The organism is Paenibacillus sp. IHBB 3054, assembly GCF_051594305.1.
GTDB lineage: Bacteria > Bacillota > Bacilli > Paenibacillales > Paenibacillaceae > Paenibacillus_AQ.
This window is the reverse complement of the sequence record NZ_JBOFBG010000010.1, coordinates 45,824-70,567: the sequence shown is the minus strand read 5'-3', so window position 1 is coordinate 70,567 and position 24,744 is coordinate 45,824. Positions and strand designations below refer to the sequence as shown.

The following is a 24,744-nucleotide window of genomic DNA, read 5'->3' as shown; positions in this document are numbered from 1 at the left end:
TTATTAAAGGGAGGGGAAGCCTATGTACCGGGAAATTGCAGTGAAAGATTTCCTGCCGGTCTTGCTGGAGTACCTCAAGTTCTCCGAGAGCATTCTGGATATCGGCAGCGGCACCGGTACTTTGCTTGAACGCTATGAAGCTGCTCTGGTGGTCGGCCTGGATATTCACAGGCCTTATCTGCTGCACCGCAAGTACACCTCGCCGCATATTATCCCGGTGCATGCCGATGCCAGCCATATTGATAAGCTCTTTCTGCCGGGTACGTTCTCGGCGGTGACATTAATCGATTCGCTGGAACATTTCTCCATGAAAGAAGGAATGGAGCTTCTCAAAAAAGCGGAGATGATCGCCACCAATCGTGTGGTGGTGTTCACTCCGCGCGGATTTTTTCCGCAGGAAGGGACGGATCATTTTCACCTGCAGGGAGAGTACTATCAAAAACACTGGAGCGGCTGGGAACCGGAGGATTTTCTGGGGCTGGGTTACTCGGTAACCGTGCTTAAAGGCTATCACCATGCAGAGAATCCGGCCTTCCGGGAAGCGTTCGGAGAGGATCATGAGCCGCTGGATGCCTTGCTTGCCTGCAAGACAGTATAAACAATACTTCGGGAAGGAGGTGAGCGCATGAATCAGCATAAGTCCAAGGTTTCGGTGGTAATCCCCTTCTACAATTGCCCCTACGTAGATCTAGCGGTGGAAAGCGTGCTGGCCCAGAGCTACCCGGATATCGAAATTATCGTAGTGGATGACGGATCGTTGTTCCACACGGAGAAGCTGGCTCCTTACAGAGACAGGATTATGTACTTTCACAAATCAAACGGTGGCACCGCATCTGCGCTCAACCTGGGTATCAAGTCGGCCAGCGGATCTTATTTTGCTTGGTTAAGCGCTGACGATCTGTTTCATCCCGATAAAATCCGGCGGCAGATGGAGGCTTTGCGCAGCACGGGAACCTCATTTAACCATACCGCCTATTATTATATTAATGAACAAGGGGACCGTGTTTCCGAGGTTATAAAGGTCCCCTTTCCCGATAGAAGCCAGCTTATCGCGACCATGATGACGGGCTGTCCGGTTAACGGCAGCTCTGTTCTGCTCGATATGGATATCTTCCGCACCGTGGGCATTTTTAATGAACGCTTTCTATATACACAGGATTATGACCTTTGGCTGCGTATATTGCCGCATTACCGCTGGTCTTACATTGAGGAGCCGCTGCTTGATTATCGTATACACAAGGAGATGGGCTCTGTGATTCACAGTGAAGCGCAGAACAAGGAGATTAAAATGGTGCAGGCGAAGCATCATAGATCTCTCGCGCAGCTGCTGAGAAAGGAGAGAGGGAAATGAGACTGACATTCCCGATTCTAACATTGTCCAGGGGCGGGGCGCAGCGTATGCTCGCAGAACTTACCAACCGTCTGGCAATCATCGGCCATGAAGTGATCATTCTTATGCCCAATCACGGTATTGTCGAATATGATATGAAGTGCAAGGTCCTCTACTCCAGCTTCAGCCAGCTGTCGGAGGACGATTTTCCTTATAGCGATGTCATTATTTCGAATTACTACACTACCGTGCCTGTGGCGCAGCGGGCCAGTGAACAAGGCAAGGGATTGCATATTCGCCTGGCGTTATGTTATGAGCCGACTTTTCTGCCGGATAACAATCAGTCCTTCTCTTCCTATAATATTGCCCGCAATTTGTTTGTGCTGTCCCGGTGGCAGCAGGAGATTGTCCGGATTAATCATGGGATTAAAGGCAGGATCGTGCCGATTGGGGTGAATCCTGACTTTTATAATACACACAGGCGGGACACGCAAGGCAAGCTGGTAGTCTCTGCAATTATGCGCAAGCCGGAAGGGGGATTCTCCGGCCACCGGGAACAGGACTATCTGCTGCAGCAGCTCAATCTGGTCAAAGCGCATCATCCGGAGGTTGAATTGTATCTGATAACACCTCCGGGAGAATATGCCGAATCTGCTGCACTCCAGACTCTGCTCGCCGATGACCGTTATCATGTGCGCACTCCTTCAAACGATACGGAGCTGTGCTACCACTATAATGAAAGCGACATTTTTGTCAGCTCCAGCACGTACGATACCGGTTCATTGCCGGGTCTGGAAGCGATGCGCTGCGGCGCTGCATTAGTTACGGTTTATTCCGGGGGGAATCTCGAATACGGTGTCCACGGCCACAACTGTCTGATGTCCTACCGGCATGAAAACCGTCTGGCCGACGATATTATCACTTTAATCAGGGACAAAGAACAACGCGAGCGCATAGCCCTAAGAGGAGAGAGTGACTCACTGCGTTTCACCTGGGAGAAAAGCGTGCAAATCTTTCAGAATGAGATGTATGAGATCGTATCGAGGCTGGGTTGAGCTATTTGTTCAAGACACACAAAGAACCTTCATTTCCACGGTCTTCCGGTGGTTTGAAGGTTCTTTTGGCGTCGGCCGCTAAAAGATGGAAAAGGAGTTGAGCATCTCACGAAAGGAATGGGCATAACTCTCGGAGCCGAAGCGTGAAATCATATGGAGCCTTCCCTGCTCGCGGATGTGGGTGCGGAGTGCTGGATTATCCATCAGATCGAGGCCTTCACTGACAGCCTGCTCCACATTGCCAAGCGGATAAAATTTGCCGGAGTGATTATGAACAATAAAAGACCGGACACCGTCCGAATCGGTGCTAAGTACAGGACAAGTGCAGCAGATGGCTTCGGCAACTGCATACCCGAATCCTTCTGTAATGGAGGTGGATAGCAGAAAGCCGCCGGAACCCGCAATGGAGGAATAATAAACGGGCATAATATGGTTGGGCATGTTGGTAAATACATTCAGCCGGTCATTCAGTCCTAAAGCGTGCAGTTCCTCATGGAACAGCTGCTTTTGCTCCTCGGAGGCAAGCTCCGGATCATGGAACATCCACAGATGCAGAGCGGGTTTGTGCAGGCGGATCTGATGGGCGATCTTCAAGTATTCGCTCCAATTCTTGTTGTTTTCAAGCCGGCCTACCCAGGCAATTACCGGATCGCAGGGAGGTTCCCCGGGGATCAGCCGGAAGGACTGGACATCCACGATATTGGGGATTACATACCGGTGGAGCCAGGGACAGATAGAAATAAACAGCTCCAGCAAATGATCGGTAGGAGGTATAAGTACAGCATTGCAGTGGGATCTCAGAAAAGGTACGGCCTCTATAATCAAAATCTCCGCATCAGCCCGTTTTCCGAGCCCTTGGGCTTCGTATATCAGAATGCCTCCATAGCCTAGACAACGCAGACGTTCCATTAACAAATAATCCGATGTAACAATAATGGCGTCATAGTGCTGAGTATCGAGTAATTCCTTGATCTCTTCATCCCGGGAAGTGATAAACACGGGAAAGTTTGTGGTATTCTGGCTTGCAGACCCCGGCATGAGGTATAAAACATGGCATTCAATACCGCTGCGCTGCAGGCTTTCGCACCTTAGCTTGTTCAGTGTCTCCACCCCGCCGCTGGGTAAATAAAACGTAAATAAAACCTTCATGCTCACCCCTCCTGACTTTACTTTGCGGAGAATCACGGCTCGCTTGTGAATACGGCCTACTGTTTATAAGATACGCGAATGTTCCCCCGCGTGTGACGGTGTAGGGGAGAGAGTACCAAATCCTTTCAGGATAGCTTGAACCGGTGGAGGCCATGCTAACGATTGTTACGCTGCATACATCATAATTTAATGAAATGGAGGATGAGTTCATGTTGCGATCAAAGATCAGCATGTCAGTCTCTGCCGCGTTGCTTCTGGGCATGGTCAGCATTACAGGTTGCGGTGACAATAACTCTGCAGATGGCAATAACGTTCAGACAAAAAGTGTACGGAAGATGAACGATGGCCGCATTAATACCAATTCCGTGCGGGGCAATGCCTTTGACAAAATGGAGATGAGCCAGGAACTCGCCGACCGCATTACAGCGATGCCGGAGGTACGCTCGGCAAATGTAATGGTTGCTGGAAAAAGCGCCTTTGTCGCCATAGCCTTCGACAGAGCTGATGGCGGAATGCATGCGAAAGGTACTGATAACATACGTCCTTATAGCTATGGCGACGGGCTCGGTAACAATACTTCCGGCATGCTGACCGGTCCGGAAATGACAGTGAATCCTGGAGAAGGCAGGGTAACTGGACCGATTATGGGCAATCGGGGAAGAGGAACAGTAACGGGCAATCCGGGCATGACCGGTACAGGAGGTTCGATGGCTGGTGTACCGAAGAGCCTGACCGGTACGGGTACTGTAGGAGGGGTAGGTACGGCCGATCCCAAAGCTTACCCTGGCAATGGCAATAACGGCATCTTGTCCGACAGTAATTGGGTCGATGGAACCCGGATGAAGCGCGATATCGATAATAGCATGGGGACGGGAATCGGGATCCGCAGCGTTGCTCCCAATAACAACAATAAAATGACTGACAATGAAGATGTTACCGAGGATATGAAGAACAAGATTGCTGCCGAAGTGAAGAAATATAATTCGGGCATAGACAACGTCTATGTGTCGGCCAATCCGGACTTTGTGGAACGGGCCGACTTTTATGCCCAAGAGGTACGTGCAGGTCATCCGCTCAAAGGATTTGCCAATGAATTCCGGACGATGGTCGAACGCATCTTCCCAACACGCAGCGGATATTAATCCTGCCCTCGGTCTGAGCTAGTATGCCTGAGAAATAACGGGATTATTCCATCAGCGGGCCGTTACAATAAATGCAGCCATCCTACCGCTTCCGGTCTGGATGGCTGCATTTCAATTTATATGCCTGGCAGTGCTTATATTCAGATGATCGGTGAATCGGTGGAGATTGTGCGTCCGCCGATCCATACACCGTTCAGTTCAAGGTCATCATCCAGCAGCAGGATATCCGCGCGTTTTCCTGCTTCAAGCGAACCTATGAAACGCTGCTTCCCCAGTGATATGGCTGGGGTAAGACTTGCGGCATTGGAGGCTGCTTGAAGACTGAGGCCCACTTCCTGTACCAGATAGCGGAAACCGCGAATCATGGTTAGCGTGCTTCCGGCGAGTGCATCAGGGTTATCCTTCAGTGTGGCAATGCCTTCCCGTACGATTACCGGCAGGTCACCGATTGTATATTCACCGTCGCTGAGCCCGGTTGCCGACATGGCATCCGTGATGAGCATCAGATTGTTCCGGGTTTTGAGCCGGGAAAGCACATTAATCGCCGCAGCATGCACATGAATGCCGTCGGCAATAATCTCGGCACGTATCCGCTCGTCAAACAGTACGGCACCTGCTGTGCCCGGTTTGCGGTGATGCAGCGGAGTCATGGCATTGAACGTATGCACCGCCTGGTTTAAGCCGGCGTCCGCAGCCGCAATAATCTCTTCGAAAGTAGCATTGGTATGTCCGAGAGCTGCTGTGATGCCATGCTTGCGCAACCAGAGAATTGCTTCCAGTGCGCCTTCACATTCCGGCGCCAGGGTAACCTGGCGGATCATTCCCGGGTATTGCTTCTCCCACGCTTCTAGCCATGCGATATTTGCCGGGACAATATGCTCAGGATTTTGGGCCCCGGACCATTTTGGGCTGATGAACGGCCCTTCCAGATGCACTCCGGCCAATTGGGCGAATGGCATGCCGCCTTTGCGATAGTCAGCCACTTCGGACAATACACGGTCGATGTCTTCCTTGGCTGCGGTCATGGTGGTGGCCAGCATGGCGGTTGTTCCATGTGAAGCATGAAACCGGGTGATGATATCCAGTGATGCCTGATCCGAGTACATAAAATCGTAACCGGCACCGCCGTGCACATGCACATCAACGAATCCGGGGATCAGCAGCCCGCTCTTGTTTTGGGTGCTTGCGGGCCAATGGGCGTAAGCTTCCGGCAGCCAGGCGGCTTCTCCTACATATTGGATAACCTCTTCCGATACCGCGATCACGCCTTCTTCAATCAGGCCGGAGGGAGTCAGCACTTTTCCGTAGAGCAGCTCGCCTGAAGTTCTATTTATTTCAGCCATTTCGCAGCTCCTTCATCCAGCAGAACGACCACATTGGGATGGCTCTGCAGCAGGGAGGCGGGACACTGTGTCGTGATCGGACCTTCCAGCGCGTTTTTGACTGCTTCTGCCTTCTCTTCTCCGCGCACCAGCAGCACGATTTGCCGTGCTTTGAGAATGCCGCCGATGCCCATCGTTACCGCCTGGCGGGGCACATCCTCCAGTCGGTCGAAGAAGCGGGCATTGGCTTCCAGCGTTTCTTCCAGCAGGTCTACGACATGCGTGCCGCTGGTAAGACTGGCATCCGGCTCATTGAACCCGATATGGCCGTTGCTGCCGATGCCCAGAATCTGCAGGTCCACCGGCCCGTTATCCTCGAGCATTTTGTCATAAGCGAGACATTCGGCAGCAAGATCCGCCGCATTTCCGTTAGGGACATGTGTCCGGGTAAGATCAATATCGACATGATTGAACAGATGTTCGTTCATGAAGCTGCGGTAGCTCTGGGGATGATCCACAGGCAGACCCACATATTCATCCAGATTATAGGAAGAGGCTTTGGCGAAACTGACATTTCCCTTGCGGTGCATCTCTACCAGCTTGGCGTAGACGCCGACCGGAGAACTGCCGGTAGCCAGTCCCAGTACGGTTTTGGGATTGCTTTGCAACAGGCTCGCAATCAGGTTCGCACCGGTCTGGGCGAAATCTTCTTCATTGCGGAATTTTAAAATGTTCATTTGAATTAACCTCCCCGTTTATGACGGTAATGTTGGACATTGAGATAAGATTGCTCCAGCTTGGGAATGAAATCGCCAAACCGGGTGCTGACCATTCCGGTGAACAGGATATCAATGATATGCAGCTGCGCAATCCGCGAGGCCATATCACCCCGCCGCATTCCCTGCTCCAGCGAGGAGGAGAACAGCGGGATATCCGCCAGGGTGGCCAGCGTGCTGCTGCCGTAAGAAGTCAGCGAAATCGTGGCCGCACCGCTGGCTCCGGCACAGCTTAAGGCGTCGATTGTTTCCGGGGTTTCCCCGGAATAAGAGACCGCAAACGCCACATCACCGGCAGAGAGCGAAGAAGCGGAAGTGATCTGCATATGTGAGTCGGCAAAAGCGGTGCAGTTCACTCCGATGCGGATCAGCTTCTGGTAGAAATCCTGTGCAACGATAGAGGAGGTTGCCATCCCGTAGAGATCAACCCGGCGTGCCCGGCATAATGCATCAATGGCTGTTTGCAGCCGCTCCAGATCGAGTAGTGAGGTGGTGTCCCGGATTGAAGTCAGGTGATTGGTCTGCATCGCTTCGACAATGACCGAAAGCGGATTGCCCGCGACAATATCCTGATAGGAGGAGCCGCCTTCCTGCGGCGAAGCATCGCTATGGGCAATTTCTGAAGCCAGCTTAACCTTGAAATCGGGGAAGCCTTTGAAATGGAGCACCTTGCAAAACCTTGTAATTGTCGCGGGACTGACGCCGCATTGCTCCGCCAGCTCCGTGATGCCCATATGGACAATCTCCGCTGGTGAGGCCAGAATGCGTTCCGCCAGCTTGCGTTCCATTTGGGATAGCTTTTCCTTCTCGTGCTCCAGGACATGCAGGATAGGAGAAATAAGCTCCACCTTCTTTTCTTTGAATGAATGCAATCATTTCAGTGACTGAAATTATTTTTATTATTATATGGATTTACAAGAAAATTATTTTCATACCTAGAATAAAACAAATCCCCAAGCGATGCAAGGGGGAGATTCCTACAATTAGTCTCCTAAGTCTGAAACAGTGCAGGAAGTTATGAAAAAACACAATAAAACAAAAAAACCAGTTCACTTCCTTGTTGAGAAGAGGACTGGCTGGAAATTTGTAATGCTAAATGCTAAATGCTAACTGCCGTGTGGGTCTTGGGTCAGAAGATCAGATTGGAGGTGTAATCTGGTAAGTGTTACAGCTCCAAATTCAGTTAGCGGGAAAAGATAGCACTAAAAAGACATTAGACCGTAAATGAGGAATTTAATGGGGAATTCGCCCGCTAATAATTCTCAAATCCAACTAACTGGGATATTTGTCAATATTAGCGGTAAGAATTCACGTAATTCAGTTGATAAGCAGTATTTGTTAAAAATTAACGTGCATATTTCCCGCTGTAATCACATTAAGTTTGTGGATACGCTGGAAAATGCGCACAGTTGAGCAAGTCCAATGTAGTCACAACAGCAAACATTATTTAATGCCGAATGGACACTTTTGTACATCGGAATAGAGTTGTAAGGGCTATCTTGACGGTTACCTTATATTCTTCTGTAGTGAATACACAGATTGCTTTTTGATGCTGGAAAAAGAAAAATCCATTGTACAATTTTCAGTAAAAAGAGTCAGCATGGTTCCTTTATTTGTCCCGGCTGCTTAGTGTCAGCCTGCTGTTCGTGATTTGCCCACAGACCTGCTGCGCAGCATTTCCCAGAGAATAAACGCCAGAATGAGCACTTGGGGCAGCAATGTCTCCCATGTTGGATACAACCCCAGCCAACCGACCGACGGCAGCCCATTCTCCACATGTGCCGGCAGTTTCCCGGCTACCTGTAAGGAGTGGATGCTCTCGCCGAGAAAGCGGAAGACCAGATAGTAGATCAGCACCGTTGCTGCGCGGAAGAAGGCAGTGATCGGCAGCTTGGCGCTTAGGGCAATAATGGCATACCCCAGAATGATCAGCACGACCAGCGCGCCTCCGATCCCTAGCAGCAGCTGTGAGGTTGCAATGGATGGCGCCATTCCCACATAGAATATGGTCGTTTCGGCTCCTTCACGCAGAACCGCCAGCGCAGCTACGAAGAATAAAGACCATAGACTGCCTTTAGCCAGCGCACCGTCCACCTGCCGCCCGACATATTTATTCCATGCAGCGGCGTTCGATTTACTGTGCATCCAGCGGCCGATCGTGAGCATCATTACTACTGCCACAAGTCCGGTAATCCCTTCAATCAGCTCACGCGCGCTTCCGGAGGCTGCCTGCGAAATGGTGTAGGTTAGCAGAACAGCCAGGCCTATACTGCTGGCGAGACCTGCCGCAGCACCGGACCAGACCCAGCGCTGGGTCTTGGGGCCGCCGTCTCTTTTCACATAGGACAGCAAAGCGGAAAGTACGAGAATCGCTTCAAGGCCCTCGCGGAGCAGAATCAATACGGCGTCCCAGGCCGTATAGGCTGTGTCACCGGCCAGCGGAGTCAGCTCCGCGAGCATCGTGTCCATGGTAGCCAGCGCCTGATTAAGCTTCGGCGGATCGGACAACAAATCGCCGGTAACGGCTGCGCTCTCGTTCTCGATATTCGCATACACCTTGGGCGATGCGATCTGCACCTGTCCTTCGGCTGAAGGCCAGGCTGTAATAAACTGTTCCATGATTCCCGCCGCACCGGCACTGTCTCCGGATTCTGCTGCTGCTGAAGCTTTCTTCAGGTAGCTGATCAGCCCCCCGATCGAAGCAGGCTGCGCTGACACGTCTCCCGTGTCAACCGTCTTGCCTGCGCTGTAGTCGGCAAGCAGCGTATATAAAGCTTCGGCCTCCGCTTTTGCCGCCTCTTCGCGGAGCGGCTCGGCCTGCAGCGCAACGCGCAGCAGGCTCATCTTCGTCTCCAGCAAGCCGTAGACGGCGGGATTGTCGGCCCGGATGCCGCGCTCCGCCGGCGTCCAGCCGTTCACGACGGCGCGGTAGGCTTCCGCCGCCGCCGGCCAGTCGGCGCTGCGCGCCGCATCCCGCGTGCGCTCCGCCGCGGGCAACAGCTTCGCCGCCGCTTCGAGCCCGGCGGCGCTGGTGTCACCGCCGCCCGTGCCGGAGGCGGCGGTGACGTACGCGTCCACGCTTTTGGCCAGCGTGGACAGCGCGGTTTTGGCGGGCGTGCCGCCGCCCGCCGCCAGGGCTTCCGCCGCGCCAGCGAGCGCGGCGTCTACAGCGGCAGCCGGACCGGCGAGTGCCGGGTCCGGCGTGCCACTGTTCGCGGTGCGCCACAGCGCCGCGAACGACTCCACATCGGCGGCGGCCGCATCCCAGCGGCCCTGGCCGGCTTCGACGAGCGCGCTGCCAACTGCGGGCAGCAGCTCGTCATGCCGGCCGTCTACCGCCGCCGCGGCAGCTGCTGGCTTGCAGAGCAGCAGCAGGAAGAGGCAGCCGAACAGAACGGCTGCCTTCAGCGCGGGCACCAACCCGCGCTCATGCATCCGCACCCGTTTGGTGCCCGTGCTTTCCAGTCCGCACTCAGGCGCCAGCTCCGGATTGCGTCCTTGCGCGAGGCTTGCCCCGCGCTCATGCATCCGCACCCGTTTGTTACCCATGCTTTCCAGTCCGCACTCAGGCACCAGCCCTGGCTCAAGTCCTTGCGCCAGTCTTGCCCTGCACTCATGCATCCGCACCCGTTTGGTGCCGTTGCTCTCAATTCCGCACTCATGCACCAGCTCCGGATTGCGTTCTTGCACCAATCCCGTCGTGCTTTCATGCACCCGGACCGACTTACCTTTGGCATCCGCCGGGTGGAGCACCGCGTGAGGCAAGCCATATTTATACTGTCTAGCAAATAACATCGGGAGTATCCCCTTTCAATAATGGACAGGCAGATCCGGGAAGGCTGAACGGATCTGCCTGTCAGCATGCTGGTTGCTAACTCATGCTGTGTTTTCGTGTTCAGCCCAGCAGGGCTTCCCCGATATAACCGCCTTCGCGGACACCGGGGAAGCAGGCGAATACCGCGCTGCCGGTGTGAACCATATATTCATTCAAACGGTCGTTTTTGGACAGACGCTGCTGGATGCTGACGAACTGTTTAATAAGATCCTTCTGGAAGCTGATGAACAGAAGACCCGCATCCAGCTGGCCTGTCTTAAGATCCATTCCGCTGGAATAGGAGTAGGAGCGCCGGAGCATTTTGATCGTGCCGTCACCATGGGCCAGCGCGGAATGCGAATCCGGCGGGATGACGGGCTTGCCGGAAGCATCGGCGGCGTCCAGTTTAAGTTCGGCGAATTCATCAGTGGCTCCGATCGGTGCGCCGCTGTGCCTGTGCCGTCCGAAGGTCGCTTCCTGGTCGCTCAAGGTCGAGCGGTCCCAGACCTCAATGCGCAAACGCACACGGCGTACAGCCATATAAGTGCCGCCGTTCATCCAGGCAGGCCCATCGCTGCTGCTGGTCCACACAACCTTGCGCATTTCGGCATCGTCTGTGGCATCGGGGTTGCCTGTTCCGTCTTTGAAGCCTAGCAGATTGCGCGGAGTGCCTCCTTTCGGATCGGCTCCCACTGTACGCTGGAACCCTTCCTGGGTCCAGCGCAGCACGGCTGTGCCGCGGGCGATCCGCGCGAGATTGCGTATGGCATGGAATGCCACCTGCAGATCATCAGCGCAAGCCTGTATACAAAGATCTCCGCCGCACCACTGCGGCTCCAGATTGTCTCCCGTGAAGGCTGGCAGGTCGGCAAGTGAAGAGGGACGTTTCGAGGCCAGCCCAAATCGTCCATCAAAAAAAGCCGGTCCAACCCCAAAAGTTAGCGTACACCGGGAGGGAGTCAGGCCATCGGCTTCTCCGGTATCGGAGGGCGGAAGATTGGGATTGTCGTTGACATTGCCGATCAGACTGCCGGAGGTCAAAGCCGCCGCAGCCTCTGTCCATGACTTCAACAGCTTTTTCACATCGTCCAGCTTCGTTGTTGTCAGATCAAACGCCGCAAAGCACAGAAAGTTCTGTGCAGGTGTAATAATTCCGGCCTGATGTGCTCCGTAGAACGGGAGGGTATCGGCGGCAGGATCCAATGAAGCTGCGGGTGTTTTGGCAGCGGATTGGCGCGCGGCCATCAGCCCTCCTGCACCTGTGCCGCCCAGAAGCAGGCCGAGCCCGGAGGCGCCGGTAAGCCGCAGCATATCGCGGCGGCTTAGCTTTTTATTTAACATTTGCTCACTTTTGAATTCTTCCTCAGGCTGCTTTTTCATCTGCTCACACTCCTAGAATAGTCCCCATGTTGGACAACGGTTCAGCTAGGGCATCCAGATTCTGGCTCAGCTTACGCACTTCGTCTTCCTTGAGTGTTTCGTAGGAAACGTAGCCGTCGCCTGATTTAAATGGAGCGAGTTCGTCCAGTAGTGCAGTAAACCGTTCGCCGATGGTCTGCTCGAGCTCTGGATCCTTTTTGGCAAGCTCAGGTTTCAGCAGCTCGTAGATTTTTTGCGCACCTTCTACATTGGCGACAAAATCATACAGATCCGTGTGTGAATAACGTTCTTCTTCGCCGGTCACTTTGGAGGAAGAGACTTCGTTCAGGAGTTCGACTGCACCGGTAACGAGCAGATTCGCATCAATCTCTGCTGTTTCCACCTTAGCGCGCAGGAGTTGGGCATCCTTCAGCAGCCGGTCGGCGACTTCAGTCATGCCGTCAGTCGTGCTGTTTTGCCAGAGAGCCTGTTCGATTTTATGGAAACCGCGCCATTCGGCCGCATCCACATCATTTTCACGGGCATCGATATTGGGGTCAAGATCACCGAGCGCTTCGGCAATCGGTTCAATCCGCTCATAGTACATACGGGCCGGGGCGTACAGCGCCTTCGCTTCTTCAAGACTGCCTGCTTTGACGGCGTTCGTAAAGTTTTCCGTCTGCTTGACGAATTCGTCGCATTGTTCAATGACGTAGGTCCGGTATTGCTCGATAGCTGAAGTGAAATCGGCGGCAGCTGTGGTAGCGGTGGCATCAGCCGTAGTAACCGGAGCTGCTGTAACTGCGCTGCCATTTACCGCAGCCTCATTGTTGTTATCCGTATTATTATTGTTCTCATTGCCGCTGCAGCCGGCAAACAGAATGGAAGCAGCCAGCAGCCCGGCGGGAACAGCGTAACTAAATTTCAATCAAAACCCCCCTTTTTCTAATGTAAGAACTTGTATGCAAATGATAATCGTTATCAATTATGCTGGGATTATCATAAATCCCTACACAGTGGCTGTCAACAAAAAAATGTGATATTTCTCATAGCTGCAAAAGGGTAATAAAAATCCGCCCCTGAAACTGGGACGGAAGCAAAAGCGCATCTAGCCACCGGTAAAGCTGCGGGTGGGATGCGATCAAGTATTTAATCGTATAAGTGCCGCTTGTAAAGGCAATTCAGAATGGATTCCCTTAAACCGTAGAGCGCTCAATAATCCGGTATGCCAGCTTGCGGTACACCGGGAGCGTACTATCCCCGCTGATCTGTTCATGGATAATCCGGAAGGCGGAGGCCCCCATCTCGTATAGCTGATTATCAATTGTAGTGATCTCCAGCAGCCGTCCGATCGGCTGATTGTCAAAGCCCATCACTGCCAGATCTTCCGGAATGCGCAGCCCGTGCTTGCGTGACTCGATTATCAGTCCGGCTGCAACATGGTCGCCGGAAACGATAACCGCATCAGGCCGCTCCCGCATCTCAAGCAGCGAGCGCGCTGCGGCCGCTCCGTGTTCTTCGGTCATACAGTCGTAGATCATCCATGCTTCCTGAAACGGCAGCTTGTTCTCGGCAAGAAACTCACGGAATGCGGATTGGCGGATGGAGGAGCTGCTGCCATTCTGTATGCCTTCGCAGTAGCCGATTTTACGGTAACCTTTGCCAATCAAATACTGCAGGCCGTGACGGAAAGCAGCGTAATGCTCAATATACACAGAGGAGAAGCGGCGTTCCCCGCTGTTCTGGCAGGTTACAATCGGACCGTAGGCGGTGTACTCCTCAATGACTTCGGGCTGAAGTGCTGTGTATACGATAACGACACCGTCAATTTCTTTATTGCGCAGCATTTCAAGCACCTTAAGCTCTTCCCTGGGTGAATAATTGGTCTGGCAGAGAATCAGCCGGTACTGCGCGAGCAGCGCCTCATGAGCAAGGCCGTCCATGACAATGGAGAAATAAAAGAAGTTGATAAACGGCAGGATCACCGCAACGGCTCCGGTACGGCCGGTAATCAGATGCACAGCGTTCATATTCCGCGTGTAGTTTAACTGTTCTATGGTATCAAGCACAGCGGCTCTTTTGTCTTTGCTGACATAAGGATGATTATTAAGCACTCGCGACACGGTTGTTACGGAAACACCGGCGATGCGGGCGATTTCTTTTATATTGGCCATCGGCGCAGCAGCCTCCTGAGTCAGGGGTATAATGATTTTATTTTATCACATCTCCCCTTGGAAACCTCCCGAATAAAAACACTTGCTATGGAATCCATTTCATAAATTACACTGGGGTTGCAACAGCTTACCGGATAAACCGGCGTTACCGAAAGGGCGTGACGGACCGGTGATGCCTGTTATTTTGCCGCCTAGAGGCGGCTTTTTTTATGGGACGCCTTGTCCTTGCCCCCTTTCTCCGCTACTGCCCATTTTAGAGCAGCAGCAGCACCATTAACATGCCCCATACATAGTATGATTTGACTGTATCCCTTTACCTTGTTATACCAAACAAACCCGAGCAAGGAGGGGTGACACCATTGAAAGGGAACGAACATCATAGCAAATTTCTGTTGACGCATCGTGAGCGCGAAGTATTCGAGCTTCTCGTGCAGGACAAAACAACACGGGATATTGCCGGATTGTTATTCATCAGCGAAAAAACCGTCCGCAACCACATCTCAAACGTCATGCAAAAACTAAACGTAAAAGGCCGTTCGCAAGCGGTTGTCGAGCTGATCAAGCTTGGGGAGCTGAAAATATAGCTGCCGTGCTTTCGCAGTGATGAATGCGTTTAAGCCTTCTTTTACCCTTTGGGGTGAGGGGAGGTTTTTTGTTTCAGATATAAGTGAAATGTGAATAAAATACAAATAGACCAAGCGATTGCTGTCCCTTGAGGGTAAGCGTTGCCCGGTCTATTTCTCAAACTTAATAGTCATGGTTTCAAAATCCACCTTGCATTTGGCTCTCATCATAAAATCAATGCCAACAATTCCGTCAAAGCCATAAGGCTCTTGAATCGAACCAAGCTGAATGGGGAAATCCGTCAAAGTAATATGTTCAATGCAAAAGTCAGGAATCTGCTGCTCATAGCAAATTTCGCTCGTTCCTCCTACCCCATACATCCGCTTGGCTCGCCCATTTATAAAATCAATGTGGATACCTATTGCAGCTAATGCATCGGAATCAAAAACAGTTGCCGCACAGCCTGTATCAAATAGAACATTATGCAGAACAATTGAATTGTCATATTGAGCTAAAGTCAAGGAAACGATAGGCAAGCCATATTGTAATTGTAACTTCATATCCGTTGCCGTACTCCTGAGAAAAATTCCTCGACAACCTCAACATCGCTTCTGCTCGTATGAAATACATACAGCTCACGAGTCGGATGTAGCTTGTGAAGCTCTTTATAACCGCTCCATGCCTCCTCGGGATTATCGTAGTCTTGAATGACCGCCATATCCTCTAATTGACGCACACGGTTGCTGGAGCTTGCCTTGATTGCTTCCACCAGTACAAAGCGACCTGGGTGCAATTCCGTAATTTCTCCCCATTTCATCGGCTTCACCTCGCTTGGTTTATCATATTTTTAGTATAGCATAGATGCTTAAGGATGACGGAAGTGAGTGCGGCGATAGTCATTATAAGGTACAATATAGTTAATAAGACCTAGTTTTAAATGGAATAGAGGGAGAAACGTGTCATCCCCTTTAACAGAGAAGGAAGTTAACCGATTATTTAAATTGTTAGATGATAGTCAAATGATACGGCAAACGTCCTTTTAAATGTGAATGCGGAATAACGCTTAGATATTACTATATCGTTCATCATCGCAAAGATAATAAGACATATCAGCTGGTGAAACTTGTCTAGGAAATTATACGACGATGTCTGCGGAACTAACTAAAGATATTACGAATGGATTTCATAAAATTGACCTTGAACGTGATGAAATTCTTCTTAGGCATGAGCAGGGCTGGAAACTGCCACCTGACCCGTTTATTGATCATTATAAGCAAAGGATTGAGTATGTCACCTACGATTACACGGAACAACTTGGATTGAAATTTGTTGATTTTGGAGTGAAAGTGAACACGATTGTTAACGTTGATAAGTTGACACCAAGTGAATTAGAAGAACTCAACCAACTATTTTGAAAGCAAGTGATAAAGGTTCAGAACACTTGAAACAAGCTTCCATTTCCGGTGTGTTTCAAACCACATCTCAAACGTCATGCAAAAACTAAACGTAAAAGGCCGTTCGCAAGCGGTTGTCGAGCTGATCAAGCTTGGGGAGCTGAAGATATAGCTGCCGTGCTTTCGCAGTGATGAATGCGTTTAAGCCTTCTTTTACCCTTTGGGGTGAGGGGAGGTTTTTTGTTTACTCACCAAAACAACTGAATAGTGAGTTAGATCACAAACTAATTTTTATGACATGATAAATTAAAGCTATTAAGGTAATTCAGGAGGATCTGTTATGACAAGATACGAACAACAAAGGCGCTTTCTAAAATCTAATTTTCATGAATTCAAACATATAAAAACAGATAAGATCAAAGGACTTGCACAACCACCCATTGTTAAGCCCGCCCATTCGAAATCACTAATTATTGATTTGCCAGAGGTCAGCAAAGACGTTGTGTGTAAAGAAAACATTTTTGACTGTATAAATCAAAGAAGAAGTACAAGGTTTTATTCTGCGGAAACTTTAAGTCTGGATGAGTTATCCTATTTATTATGGGCTACCCAAGGGATTACTGGTATTAATAAGAACGGACTTACGCTGCGAACTGTGCCCTGCAGTGGGGCGACACACACATTTGAAACCTATTTAATTATTATGCGGGTAGAAGGCATTCAACAAGGAATCTACAGATACCTTCCTGTCGAACATAAGCTATTATTTATGTTTGAATTAGATGAACTTGAACAGAAGATTGATGCTATTACTTTAGATCAGCCATTTGTCCCTAACTTTGCAAAAAAGGCTTCTGTACTGTTTGCATGGAGTACAACACCATATCGCTCCGAATGGAAGTATGATATTTCAGCTCACAAAAAAATCCTCATCGATGTTGGACATGTATGCCAAAACCTGTATTTATCCAGTGAATCTATCGGTGCAGGTGCTTGTGCAATTGGAATCTATGATCAAAAGCTGATTGATGAGATTTTAGAATTAGACGGTGATGAAGAGTTTGTTATCTATCTTGGTGCAGTTGGGAAGAAACGAGAATAGTTTCTAATCTGTTTTGCCTGAAAAACAAAAAATGCGGAAGAGTAAAGATATAGCTGCCATACTTCGGAAGTGACGTGTTTAAGCCTTCTTTTATCCTTAGGGATGAGGGGAGGTTTTTTGTTGTGGCCGTCATTGGATAGCTGATTACCCAAGCCTCATATGGTAAAATTAAAATATAACGGACAGTTCGTTTCATTTTGGTCTAGACATCCTGAAAAAATACGGTTTTATTGTGGATATGGATAAGCTGGAGCTTTGTTCGCCTCATTTCACGGTTCACATCGAAAAGGGGGCTACGGGGGATGACAAATAAGCATGGCATAATAACTTTGATGTTACTCGTTATATTGAGTACATTCACGGCCTGTGACAGCAAGCAGGGCAGTGGGGACGATGCTGTATTATCCATGGATAAGGTGCGCTCGTTGGCACAACAAGGTGAAGATCTGGCGTGGACAGACTTTGAGGGCTATCCTTTCGAAGATGTGGGTTCGGGATTGTACATCCGTAAATATGCGGTGGAAGGGGATTACCATGTACTGGTCAGCGGCAGGAGCATCGACAAGGCCCCTGATACGGTTTACCTTGTGAACCCGACCGGGGAGCAGATCGATCTACGGCATGATGATGTGGAGGATTTGAAGTTATAATTGGAACGTAAATAAAAGGCCGTCAGCTCCGGAAGCTTAAGTCCCGGATATGGCGGCCTTATTTCATAAGTAGTTTAGTCAAGCTGTATCTGAAAGCTGATGTGGCTAGTGATATTTGATGGTCTTGATGCGTGACTCTTGTTCATAAGTAAGCGGGCTCGGGGTTTGCGGCGTGTGCAGGTGCCGCTGCACGGTGTATTCCATGTTCCGGTAATCTTCCTCTCCTGAAACGGTCCATGGCTGCCAAATACCGGATACCCAATTCTTAATTTCCTTTAGTCCTTCAAGCATTTCCTTCATCCTCCTTGAGCGATGAAATCAATAGATTTTTGTTGCTTTGGTTACGCTTACATTATAGCATGACTGATCTGCTTTTAAAAGAGGTGTCCACGGGAAAAAGACAAAATTTATAGCTGGAAATAGATATTTAAAAGGTTTTGTATCTTCCTAAAAGAATGATGTCTCTATACAGGAGACACTCTCGATTCACTGCATCCGTTTCCTGCGCATTCATAAATATCAATGAAAATTTTGGGGATACTACCTTAAATATTATGGTGAAGGCGTGGTTAATATTATGGATTCAAGCCCACAGAATACTCTTACGCTCGGACATATTCTTAAAGAATTTGATCAATGTGCCGATTTGATTCACCGGACCTTTCCGGATATACAGACGGATATTGTGTACTTTCCAGCTATTGTGGACAATACCTTGTTCATCAAAGAAATTCTGGAGCCGTTTTCCCGCATTCAGCTTCAAGAAGCCGAACAACTGTTCAAGCAGTCGCAATTCCTTCAAGTGACTGATAGTAAAGCGGCGGTTATCGGCATCCTGGAGGGCTGTGTCGCTGTCTCTCACCGGGACAGCATTTATTTATTGAATGCTTATAAACCGGAGGCCCGCAATGTTCAGCAATCGGAGACGGAAACCATTATCGCGGGTCCACACGATGCTTTTGTGGAGTCAGCATTAACAAACCTCTCCTTAATCCGCAGCAGAATAAAAAGCTCACATTTAAAAATCAGGAAGTATTCTATCGGAGAAATCTCCAAAACAAGTGTGTATGTTCTTTACATTCAGGATATTGCCAATCTGGCCTTTGTTGAGGACCTGGAGCGGCGGATTCAAAGAATAGAAACAGATGCAATTAATGACGGGGGGACGTTGACCCAATTCATCGAAGATAGGCCGAATTCGGTGTTCCCCCAATTTTTGACCACGGAAAGGCCGGATGTTGCTGTATCCAAGCTGGTTGCCGGGCGGATCATCACGATTATTGACAACAGCCCGACAGTCGTCAGTGCTCCGGCCGCTTTTTTTGAATTTTTCTCCTCCCCGGATGATTACTACCAACGCTGGACTTTGGGGACGGCTCTGCGGCTATTGAGATTACTGGCTCTGATCATTACGATCACTTTTACATCCATGTATGTATCCGTAACCACCTTTCATTACGAGATGATTCCCGAAGCGCTGCTGAGAACGCTGGCGGAATCGCGCAATAAGGTGCCCTTTCCACCTGTATATGAGGCGCTGCTTATGGAGATCATGATTGAACTGCTGAGGGAGGCGGGTGCGCGTCTTCCTACCAAGATCGGACAAACGATCGGGATCGTAGGCGGTATTGTTATCGGACAAGCGGCAGTGCAGGCCGGTCTGACCAGTAATGTGCTTATTATTGCAGTTGCTTCATCTGCTATCGCCTCTTTTGTCATTCCCAGCTATATGATGAGTGCCTCCATCCGTCTGATCCGCTTCGGGATTATCATTCTTGCCGGAATATGGGGGAATATGGGACTTGTGATGGGGATCGCTCTAATTGTGATTCACCTGTCCAGCCTGACCAGCCTGGGCTCATCCTATATGATCCCTGTTGCACCCATGAAATTCACTGATTGGAAGGATGTATTTATCCGGGCGCCATTCTCTATGTTAAGAACCCGGCCCTCACAGGCACAAACGTCCAATCCGGTCAGGCAAAAAAACAGAAAGTAGGAATGGCAGGCTATGATGGACAAACTTCGCCCCTTTCATATTACCGTTCTCGTGTATATGACACAGGCCGGGATCGTGATGTTTACGTTGCCGCGTAGTCTGGCCGACTATTTTGGTACGAACGGCTGGCTGGTTCTGATCCCCTGTTTCCTGCTGTCGTCATTTAATATTTTTTTGATTTCTCTGGTCTTTCGGCTGGGCAAGGGACGCTCCGTCTTTGAAATCATGGAACAGTCTATTCCTAAGTGGATACTCTATCCTTTTTACATAGGCTTAGCGTCTGTCTGGTTGATCTTCGGCTGCATGATCGGGAAAAAATATGTGCTTTTATTTCAGATGCTCTCTTTCCCGACTACGAATCCGATGATCTTCAAGTTTGCTATGGACATCCTTCTTTTTCTAATCCTTATCAAAGGGATTTATTCGATATCCAAAACAGCAACGCTTTTTTTCTGGATGACGACATGGATGTTCCTGCTGCTGCTGTGGTTTTTCCCGGCCTTCCGCTGGGAGAGATTCACTCCGTTCATTCTCCAGGGTGGACATGACCAGGTGAAAGGGGGAATAGAAGTGTATGCCGCATTTTTGGGTTATGAGCTGTCCATTCTGCTGTTTCCTTACGTGGAAAAAACGAAAAAGTCGATGGCCGCCATCTATGTCGGCAACGCCATGTTATCCCTGAGCTACCTCTGTCTCGCCCTTATTTGTTTCGGCTTCTTCAGCCTGGGCCAGTTGAAAAGACTGCTGTATCCCGTGCTTGATTTGCTGGCCTATATCCAGCTTCCATTCATTGAGCGGCTGGAAAATTTGCTCTACGGCTTTTTTCTCTTTTTAATTCTGATGACTGTCGTGATGTACTGGTGGGCAGCAGAGGAGGCTGTAAAGAGAATCGTACCCAAGTTAAAGACAACGGTACTGGTATTTGTAATGATGGCTGTTTCCTACGCCATCTCTTTTATCCCGAAGACTTTGGATCAGGTTAACGTCTGGATCACCAATCTGGGTTATGTGGCAGTTGGCATTGCCTTTGGTTTTCCGATCCTATTACTTATAGTGCTGTTAATTCAGGGAAAAGCGAGGAGCTCTTATGAATAATAAGCTGTTCATTTCAATGGCTGTTTTGCTGCTGTTAACCGGCTGTAAAAGCGATGAACGTATTCTCGAAAAGCTGGGCATGGTGCAGACATCGAGCTATGATCTGTTGGAAAATAACAAGTTAAAGGTGACCTCCTGCGTTCCGGTAATTGATCCTAACTCCACCATCCGCCGGGAACTGCTGAGTGCGGAAGTGGACAGCATCAAGGAAGCCCGGCTGGATTTCTCCAGGCAGACCGACCTGAAGGTAGTCAGCGGACAGCTAAGAGATTCCTTGTTCGGAGCGAAGCTGGCAAAAGCAGGTGTGGAGGATTATATCGATACGCTGCTGCGCGATCCTTCCATCGCGCTCGGCGTCAGAATAACTGTTGTTGAAGGTGATGCCGGAGAGCTGTTGACCAAAAATTTCAAGCCGCATACAGATACCGGACGTTATATAACCCATATGCTGGAGAAAGAAGCTGCCGGCAACAGCATCCCGGCAACGACTTTTTATGAGTTTTCCAGGGATTACAACGATGACGGTATTGATCCCGTTACTCCTATAGTGAAGGATGCCGGGAACAAGATACTCATTGACGGGATTGCTTTGTTTCAGGAGGACCGTTATGTTACGAAAATTTCGGCTGAGGACGGGATTATCTTCGGCCTATTCCGTGATGATCTGAGACAAGGCGAAATCGCAATCAATTTAGGGCAAGAGGACGGCAAAAAGGTCGTTGTCATGTTCAGCTCCTTGTTAAACAAGCGTAAGATCAAAGTGCACCATCTGGAGGATGGACGTTTTAAAGTTGATCTCACTGCCTCCATCCAGGGTTCGGTGCTTGAATATACCGGCCAGCAGAAGCTTGATGAGGAGAAGAGCAAAAAGAAATTGGAGAAGCAGATCTCAGAATATATTACAGCCAGAGCCCGGAAAATGGTGCAGCAAATGCAGCAGAATAACGTGGACAGTCTCGGAATTGGTGTGCATGTCAGAAACAGCTTGTCCTACAAGGAGTGGAAGGCTCTGAATTGGCGAGAGGTCTATCCTGAAATTGAGGTGGAGTGCCAGACGAAAGTCACTATTAAAGACTACGGGAAATATTCATAGGATAGCTTGTCTACGATTTATTTCAATTTATAAATATACAAAATAGGACAATGGGTGTAAAATTGCAATTACTTAATGCTTCATGGGGGAGCATGACGGTTTTGGCATGCCTATATGTGAATTAATGCGCATGACAAGAGTACTAGAAAAAGAGATGGAGGCTACGAGATTCATGGAGAGAAGAAACTGGAAACAAGTAATGATGCTGTTTATGCTGGTCGCTGCGGTCAGTATGGTTGCCGCTGGCTGCGGAACTTCAAGCAATAATACTGTGTCGAAAAATACAGGAGCCGCTGCAGGGGAAGCAAAGGCGAACACGAATACACCGGCTGAAGCGGTTACGGTGTCGCTTGGTCTGCTGCCTTCAATTGATGCCATTCCTTTCATCATTGCCCACGAGCAAGGTTTCGACAAGAAACATAACGTCAATCTGGATATCCAGACCTTTAAGAGTGCCAAGGACCGTGACGTGGCCTTCCAAGCCGGCAAGGTGGACGGATTGAGCGCTGATCTGGTGGCGATTTCCATCTACAACGAGGCCGGTCTGGACGTGAAGATTACCAGCACAACAACAGGTGAGTTTGATCTGCTGACCGGAAATGACGAGATCCAGGAAGTGAAGGATTTGAAGGGCAAAACGGTCATTCTATCCAAGAATACCTCTACCCAATATACCGTTGCTATGATGCTGAAACAGGCAGGTCTGACGGAAGAGGATATTACAGTAACCGAGGTTCCGCAAATTCCGACACGGCTGGAGCTGCTCAAGAATAAAAAAGCCGACGCGGCTGTTCTGCCTGAGCCATTCGTCACCATGGGCAAAACCTCCGGACTGCGCGTACTCAGCTCTACGGTAACGGCAGGCGTGAATCCGTTCGTGCTGGCGTTCCCGCAAAGTGCGATCGAAGCCAAGGGACAAGCCATCCGCGATATGTACACAGCCTATGATGAGGCAGTGGAATATATGAAATCCCACGACCAATCGGAATATATTGATCTTATTATCAAAGAAGTAGGCTATCCAGATACACTGAAGGATGAAATTAAAGTCCCTGAGTACCTGCCTGCCTATCAGGTGGATGTGAAGGAAGTTGAGGCGGCATTTGCCTGGGCACGGGAAAAAGGCCTGCTGACCAAAGATATATCGGCTGAAGAAGTGATCTCCGATGTCCAGTTTAAGAAGTAGCGGACTCCGTATTAAAGAGCTTCAAGTTGAATATAAAAACGGTCAACTGGCTCTGGGACAAGTCAATCTGGACTTGCCGCAGCATGGCATTTATACGATAATCGGCCCCTCGGGCAGCGGTAAATCTACACTGCTGCGGGCGATTGCCGGCTTGCTGCCGGGTTATCAGGGCGAGCTGCTGTTCAACGGGAAATCCGTGCATGACAAAGAAACACTGATTGGCCTTGTTCCGCAGAACTACGGTCTGCTGCCCTGGAAGACCGTTCATGACAACATTCGAATGGCGATGAAGATTACCAGGCCTGCGGGCGGCAGCAAGCAAGAACGGGAAACGCAGATTCATCAATGGCTGACATCGATGGGGATTTCCGAGTTGAGTGACCGTTATCCGCTTTCGCTGAGCGGCGGCCAGCAGCAGAGGGTAGCGATTGCCCGGGCATTTGCTATTCTGCCGACGATCCTGCTGCTGGACGAGCCTTTTTCAGCGCTCGATGTCATTACGCGCGAAGCGTTGCAGCAGATTTTCCTGGACAATTGGCTGGCTCACCCGGCTACGACACTGTTTGTGACCCATGATGTGGAAGAAGCGATTCTGCTGGGCCAGAAAATTATCGTCATGCCGTCGGTCAAACAGCACACCCCGGAAATTCTCGACAATACCGCAGTGTTCGGCATGAAGCATGAGGACAAGCGGGACAGTAATGAGTTTTTCGAGCAGACCAAGCAAATCAGAAAGGTAATGCAGGAGAAATGGTGAAAAAACAGCGGCTTCATCACGTATTGCGTTTGTTGTTAGTATTCCTGTGTATGAATATCATCTGGTATATCGCCTATCTGCTGATGAATCATTCCATCCTGCCCAGCCCCGGCTCCGTGTATAACGCGATGTTTCACTTGGGGGCCAGGGAGGTTCTGCTGAATGTCGGCTATAGTCTGCTGCGGATCTTTGAAGGTGTTGCACTGGCGCTGGTGATCGGACTGCTGATCGGACTGCTGATGGGCCGCTCACCGGTCTGGAACAGGCTGCTTGATCCGGTCGTGTACCTGACCTATCCCATTCCCAAGATTGCTTTGCTGCCGGTGGTGATGCTGTTCTTCGGTCTTGGCGAAACCTCCAAAGTGCTGATGATTATGCTGATTCTGCTCTTTCAGGTCATCATCTCCGTGCGCGACGGAGTCAAGGCGATTCCTGACAGCACCTACGATGTGCTAACCAGCATCGGTGCAAGTGCGGGGCAGAAGTTCTGGAATGTGACGCTGCCGGGCGCATTGTCGGTTATACTCAGCACGATCCGGATTTCACTAGGGACTGCGATTTCTGTGCTGTTCTTCACTGAGATTTACGGGACGGAGCATGGCATGGGCTTTTTCATTATGGATGCCTGGCTGCGGCTGGATTATCCGGAGATGTACGCGGGCATTATGCTGTTCAGCCTGGTCGGGTTTGTGCTCTTCCTGCTGGTGGATGTACTGGATTATAAGTTTATGAAGTGGCGGAATTAACAGAACGAGGTATGAATATAAAGCTCACTTTTCAAAT

The 24,744-nt window shown here is 50.0% G+C and carries 26 protein-coding genes and 1 pseudogene; 15 read left to right on the top strand and 12 right to left on the bottom strand.

What is annotated here, in order from left to right:
* Positions 1-22 precede the first annotated feature (22 nt).
* From ACQ76X_RS13750 to ACQ76X_RS13740, 3 genes are read left to right on the top strand one after another with little or no spacing between them, the layout of a single operon-like run.
* Positions 23-598: a class I SAM-dependent methyltransferase gene (locus ACQ76X_RS13750; RefSeq protein ID WP_438494542.1), complete on the top strand. Its 576-nt coding sequence runs from the start codon at positions 23-25 to the stop codon at positions 596-598.
* A gap of 27 nt (positions 599-625) precedes the next feature.
* The gene (locus ACQ76X_RS13745) at positions 626-1,351 is read left to right on the top strand and encodes a glycosyltransferase (protein WP_438494541.1); all 726 of its coding nucleotides are present in this window, start codon (positions 626-628) and stop codon (positions 1,349-1,351) included.
* Positions 1,348-2,385, top strand: a complete 1,038-nt coding sequence (locus ACQ76X_RS13740; RefSeq protein ID WP_438494540.1) for a glycosyltransferase family 4 protein — start codon at positions 1,348-1,350, stop codon at positions 2,383-2,385. Before ACQ76X_RS13745 ends, ACQ76X_RS13740 begins: the two co-directional genes overlap by 4 nt.
* A 78-nt stretch (positions 2,386-2,463) precedes the next feature.
* Here ACQ76X_RS13740 and ACQ76X_RS13735 read toward each other — a convergent pair whose 3' ends face one another.
* Positions 2,464-3,534, bottom strand: a complete 1,071-nt coding sequence (locus ACQ76X_RS13735; RefSeq protein WP_438494538.1) for a glycosyltransferase family 4 protein — start codon at positions 3,532-3,534, stop codon at positions 2,464-2,466.
* Positions 3,535-3,743: 209 nt separating this feature from the next.
* Here ACQ76X_RS13735 and ACQ76X_RS13730 point away from each other — a divergent pair, with 209 nt between their 5' ends.
* On the top strand, positions 3,744-4,676 hold the full coding sequence (locus ACQ76X_RS13730; RefSeq protein ID WP_438494536.1) for a YhcN/YlaJ family sporulation lipoprotein: 933 nt from the start codon (positions 3,744-3,746) through the stop codon (positions 4,674-4,676).
* Between the two features lie 140 nt (positions 4,677-4,816).
* Here ACQ76X_RS13730 and nagA read toward each other — a convergent pair whose 3' ends face one another.
* From nagA to ACQ76X_RS13690, 8 genes are all read right to left on the bottom strand, one after another.
* On the bottom strand, positions 4,817-6,019 hold the full coding sequence (nagA, locus tag ACQ76X_RS13725) for an N-acetylglucosamine-6-phosphate deacetylase (protein ID WP_438494534.1): 1,203 nt from the start codon (positions 6,017-6,019) through the stop codon (positions 4,817-4,819).
* A complete protein-coding gene (gene nagB, locus ACQ76X_RS13720; RefSeq protein ID WP_438494532.1) occupies positions 6,007-6,735 on the bottom strand; it encodes a glucosamine-6-phosphate deaminase in 729 nt (242 codons plus the stop codon). Before nagB ends, nagA begins: the two co-directional genes overlap by 13 nt.
* A 5-nt stretch (positions 6,736-6,740) precedes the next feature.
* The gene (locus ACQ76X_RS13715) at positions 6,741-7,613 is read right to left on the bottom strand and encodes a MurR/RpiR family transcriptional regulator (protein WP_438494702.1); all 873 of its coding nucleotides are present in this window, start codon (positions 7,611-7,613) and stop codon (positions 6,741-6,743) included.
* 793 nt (positions 7,614-8,406) lie between these two features.
* On the bottom strand, positions 8,407-10,209 hold the full coding sequence (locus tag ACQ76X_RS13710) for an FTR1 family iron permease (protein ID WP_438494700.1): 1,803 nt from the start codon (positions 10,207-10,209) through the stop codon (positions 8,407-8,409).
* The gene (locus tag ACQ76X_RS13705; protein WP_438494711.1) at positions 10,179-10,436 is read right to left on the bottom strand and encodes a hypothetical protein; all 258 of its coding nucleotides are present in this window, start codon (positions 10,434-10,436) and stop codon (positions 10,179-10,181) included. The genes ACQ76X_RS13710 and ACQ76X_RS13705 overlap by 31 nt, the downstream gene beginning before the upstream one ends.
* A gap of 233 nt (positions 10,437-10,669) precedes the next feature.
* Positions 10,670-11,968 carry an iron uptake transporter deferrochelatase/peroxidase subunit gene (gene efeB, locus ACQ76X_RS13700; protein WP_438494530.1) on the bottom strand — a complete coding sequence of 433 codons (1,299 nt, stop codon included), beginning with the start codon at positions 11,966-11,968 and terminating at the stop codon, positions 10,670-10,672.
* A 4-nt stretch (positions 11,969-11,972) separates the two neighbouring features.
* Positions 11,973-12,875, bottom strand: coding sequence for an iron uptake system protein EfeO (efeO, locus tag ACQ76X_RS13695; protein ID WP_438494528.1), 903 nt, complete (start codon positions 12,873-12,875; stop codon positions 11,973-11,975).
* A 268-nt stretch (positions 12,876-13,143) separates the two neighbouring features.
* Positions 13,144-14,121 (bottom strand): LacI family DNA-binding transcriptional regulator, encoded by a 978-nt coding sequence (locus tag ACQ76X_RS13690; protein WP_438494526.1) that lies wholly within the window; start codon positions 14,119-14,121, stop codon positions 13,144-13,146.
* Positions 14,122-14,480: 359 nt separating this feature from the next.
* On the opposite strand from ACQ76X_RS13690, the gene ACQ76X_RS13685 reads away from it, so the two are divergent.
* Complete coding sequence (locus ACQ76X_RS13685) at positions 14,481-14,705, top strand: helix-turn-helix domain-containing protein (protein ID WP_019908812.1); 225 nt, start codon at positions 14,481-14,483, stop codon at positions 14,703-14,705.
* Positions 14,706-14,855: 150 nt separating this feature from the next.
* On the opposite strand, the gene ACQ76X_RS13680 is transcribed toward ACQ76X_RS13685, so the two are convergent.
* Both ACQ76X_RS13680 and ACQ76X_RS13675 read right to left on the bottom strand, forming a co-directional pair.
* Positions 14,856-15,245 (bottom strand): aspartyl protease family protein, encoded by a 390-nt coding sequence (locus ACQ76X_RS13680; RefSeq protein ID WP_076110780.1) that lies wholly within the window; start codon positions 15,243-15,245, stop codon positions 14,856-14,858.
* Positions 15,242-15,502: a hypothetical protein gene (locus tag ACQ76X_RS13675; protein WP_038595972.1), complete on the bottom strand. Its 261-nt coding sequence runs from the start codon at positions 15,500-15,502 to the stop codon at positions 15,242-15,244. Before ACQ76X_RS13675 ends, ACQ76X_RS13680 begins: the two co-directional genes overlap by 4 nt.
* Positions 15,503-15,830: 328 nt before the next feature.
* On the opposite strand from ACQ76X_RS13675, the gene ACQ76X_RS13670 reads away from it, so the two are divergent.
* From ACQ76X_RS13670 to ACQ76X_RS13655, 4 genes and pseudogenes are all read left to right on the top strand, one after another.
* A complete protein-coding gene (locus tag ACQ76X_RS13670; protein WP_438494524.1) occupies positions 15,831-16,100 on the top strand; it encodes a hypothetical protein in 270 nt (89 codons plus the stop codon).
* Between the two features lie 46 nt (positions 16,101-16,146).
* Positions 16,147-16,251, top strand: a pseudogene (locus ACQ76X_RS13665) (LuxR C-terminal-related transcriptional regulator); the annotation flags it as partial.
* A gap of 168 nt (positions 16,252-16,419) precedes the next feature.
* Positions 16,420-17,181, top strand: a complete 762-nt coding sequence (locus ACQ76X_RS13660; RefSeq protein ID WP_438494522.1) for a SagB/ThcOx family dehydrogenase — start codon at positions 16,420-16,422, stop codon at positions 17,179-17,181.
* 302 nt (positions 17,182-17,483) lie between these two features.
* Entirely contained in the window at positions 17,484-17,831 is a 348-nt protein-coding gene (locus ACQ76X_RS13655) for a hypothetical protein (RefSeq protein ID WP_438494520.1), read from the top strand.
* 105 nt (positions 17,832-17,936) lie between these two features.
* On the opposite strand, the gene ACQ76X_RS13650 is transcribed toward ACQ76X_RS13655, so the two are convergent.
* On the bottom strand, positions 17,937-18,122 hold the full coding sequence (locus ACQ76X_RS13650) for a hypothetical protein (RefSeq protein ID WP_038595962.1): 186 nt from the start codon (positions 18,120-18,122) through the stop codon (positions 17,937-17,939).
* 286 nt (positions 18,123-18,408) lie between these two features.
* On the opposite strand from ACQ76X_RS13650, the gene ACQ76X_RS13645 reads away from it, so the two are divergent.
* The 6 genes from ACQ76X_RS13645 (at position 18,409) to ACQ76X_RS13620 (ending at position 24,707) form a co-directional block, all read left to right on the top strand.
* Positions 18,409-19,830 (top strand): spore germination protein, encoded by a 1,422-nt coding sequence (locus ACQ76X_RS13645; RefSeq protein ID WP_438494518.1) that lies wholly within the window; start codon positions 18,409-18,411, stop codon positions 19,828-19,830.
* Between the two features lie 12 nt (positions 19,831-19,842).
* Positions 19,843-20,925: a GerAB/ArcD/ProY family transporter gene (locus ACQ76X_RS13640; RefSeq protein ID WP_438494516.1), complete on the top strand. Its 1,083-nt coding sequence runs from the start codon at positions 19,843-19,845 to the stop codon at positions 20,923-20,925.
* Positions 20,918-22,018, top strand: a complete 1,101-nt coding sequence (locus ACQ76X_RS13635) for a Ger(x)C family spore germination protein (protein WP_438494514.1) — start codon at positions 20,918-20,920, stop codon at positions 22,016-22,018. Before ACQ76X_RS13640 ends, ACQ76X_RS13635 begins: the two co-directional genes overlap by 8 nt.
* Positions 22,019-22,190: 172 nt before the next feature.
* Entirely contained in the window at positions 22,191-23,204 is a 1,014-nt protein-coding gene (locus ACQ76X_RS13630; protein ID WP_438494512.1) for an ABC transporter substrate-binding protein, read from the top strand.
* Positions 23,185-23,961, top strand: coding sequence for an ABC transporter ATP-binding protein (locus ACQ76X_RS13625; protein ID WP_438494510.1), 777 nt, complete (start codon positions 23,185-23,187; stop codon positions 23,959-23,961). Before ACQ76X_RS13630 ends, ACQ76X_RS13625 begins: the two co-directional genes overlap by 20 nt.
* Positions 23,955-24,707, top strand: coding sequence for an ABC transporter permease (locus ACQ76X_RS13620; protein WP_038595950.1), 753 nt, complete (start codon positions 23,955-23,957; stop codon positions 24,705-24,707). Before ACQ76X_RS13625 ends, ACQ76X_RS13620 begins: the two co-directional genes overlap by 7 nt.
* The last annotated feature ends 37 nt before the right edge of the window (positions 24,708-24,744 follow it).

Bases quoted from the DNA above. Each gene is read 5' to 3' on its own strand.
- ACQ76X_RS13750 (WP_438494542.1), top strand. From the start codon at position 23: ATGTACCGGGAAATTGCAGTGAAAGATTTCCTGCCGGTCTTGCTGGAG.
- ACQ76X_RS13745 (WP_438494541.1), top strand. From the start codon at position 626: ATGAATCAGCATAAGTCCAAGGTTTCGGTGGTAATCCCCTTCTACAAT.
- ACQ76X_RS13740 (WP_438494540.1), top strand. From the start codon at position 1,348: ATGAGACTGACATTCCCGATTCTAACATTGTCCAGGGGCGGGGCGCAG.
- ACQ76X_RS13735 (WP_438494538.1), bottom strand. From the start codon at position 3,534: ATGAAGGTTTTATTTACGTTTTATTTACCCAGCGGCGGGGTGGAGACA.
- ACQ76X_RS13730 (WP_438494536.1), top strand. From the start codon at position 3,744: ATGTTGCGATCAAAGATCAGCATGTCAGTCTCTGCCGCGTTGCTTCTG.
- nagA (WP_438494534.1), bottom strand. From the start codon at position 6,019: ATGGCTGAAATAAATAGAACTTCAGGCGAGCTGCTCTACGGAAAAGTG.
- nagB (WP_438494532.1), bottom strand. From the start codon at position 6,735: ATGAACATTTTAAAATTCCGCAATGAAGAAGATTTCGCCCAGACCGGT.
- ACQ76X_RS13710 (WP_438494700.1), bottom strand. From the start codon at position 10,209: ATGCATGAGCGCGGGTTGGTGCCCGCGCTGAAGGCAGCCGTTCTGTTC.
- ACQ76X_RS13705 (WP_438494711.1), bottom strand. From the start codon at position 10,436: ATGAGTGCGGAATTGAGAGCAACGGCACCAAACGGGTGCGGATGCATG.
- efeB (WP_438494530.1), bottom strand. From the start codon at position 11,968: ATGAAAAAGCAGCCTGAGGAAGAATTCAAAAGTGAGCAAATGTTAAAT.
- ACQ76X_RS13690 (WP_438494526.1), bottom strand. From the start codon at position 14,121: ATGGCCAATATAAAAGAAATCGCCCGCATCGCCGGTGTTTCCGTAACA.
- ACQ76X_RS13680 (WP_076110780.1), bottom strand. From the start codon at position 15,245: ATGAAGTTACAATTACAATATGGCTTGCCTATCGTTTCCTTGACTTTA.
- ACQ76X_RS13675 (WP_038595972.1), bottom strand. From the start codon at position 15,502: ATGAAATGGGGAGAAATTACGGAATTGCACCCAGGTCGCTTTGTACTG.
- ACQ76X_RS13670 (WP_438494524.1), top strand. From the start codon at position 15,831: ATGTCTGCGGAACTAACTAAAGATATTACGAATGGATTTCATAAAATT.
- ACQ76X_RS13660 (WP_438494522.1), top strand. From the start codon at position 16,420: ATGACAAGATACGAACAACAAAGGCGCTTTCTAAAATCTAATTTTCAT.
- ACQ76X_RS13655 (WP_438494520.1), top strand. From the start codon at position 17,484: ATGACAAATAAGCATGGCATAATAACTTTGATGTTACTCGTTATATTG.
- ACQ76X_RS13650 (WP_038595962.1), bottom strand. From the start codon at position 18,122: ATGCTTGAAGGACTAAAGGAAATTAAGAATTGGGTATCCGGTATTTGG.
- ACQ76X_RS13645 (WP_438494518.1), top strand. From the start codon at position 18,409: ATGGATTCAAGCCCACAGAATACTCTTACGCTCGGACATATTCTTAAA.
- ACQ76X_RS13640 (WP_438494516.1), top strand. From the start codon at position 19,843: ATGATGGACAAACTTCGCCCCTTTCATATTACCGTTCTCGTGTATATG.
- ACQ76X_RS13635 (WP_438494514.1), top strand. From the start codon at position 20,918: ATGAATAATAAGCTGTTCATTTCAATGGCTGTTTTGCTGCTGTTAACC.
- ACQ76X_RS13630 (WP_438494512.1), top strand. From the start codon at position 22,191: ATGGAGAGAAGAAACTGGAAACAAGTAATGATGCTGTTTATGCTGGTC.
- ACQ76X_RS13625 (WP_438494510.1), top strand. From the start codon at position 23,185: ATGTCCAGTTTAAGAAGTAGCGGACTCCGTATTAAAGAGCTTCAAGTT.
- ACQ76X_RS13620 (WP_038595950.1), top strand. From the start codon at position 23,955: ATGGTGAAAAAACAGCGGCTTCATCACGTATTGCGTTTGTTGTTAGTA.